Origin of the sequence: Pseudoalteromonas ostreae, assembly GCF_018069805.1 — a bacterium.
Taxonomy (GTDB): domain Bacteria; phylum Pseudomonadota; class Gammaproteobacteria; order Enterobacterales; family Alteromonadaceae; genus Pseudoalteromonas; species Pseudoalteromonas ostreae.
In genome coordinates this window covers 1-356 of the sequence record NZ_JAGPYN010000087.1, presented here as the reverse complement: position 1 = coordinate 356, position 356 = coordinate 1, and the positions used below count along the sequence as shown (strand labels likewise).

At 43.8% G+C, this 356-nt stretch carries 1 protein-coding gene; it reads left to right on the top strand.

From position 1 onward, the window contains the following. On the top strand, positions 1–356 hold a 356-nt coding region (locus J7338_RS20640; protein WP_210798840.1), incomplete at both ends, for a transposase.

Here is a 356-nt window from a genome sequence, read left to right as displayed (position 1 = left end):
TTGCCCCGCAGGCAATGCCATGTGGCGAAGTGGTATCAATGTAAACAGTCATAATCAAAAATACACGCGATTCTGCGGTTACTTAACAGATTGCAAAGTATGCCCCCTGCAACAGCAATGCATGCGAAAGCCACCTATAAAAACAGGGCGGCAAGTTCAGTTTAAAAATGATGAATCGCGTAAAAAGCAAAGCTACATCGACAAAATGAAGGCCAAAATAGACAGCCCAATGGGACGACGACAGTACAGTAAAAGACTCGGGTGTATAGAGCCAGTGTTCGGGAATATTACTGTCAATAAAGGCATGAATAAGTTGACCTTACGTGGACAAACGAAAGTGAATGCGCAATGGCAGT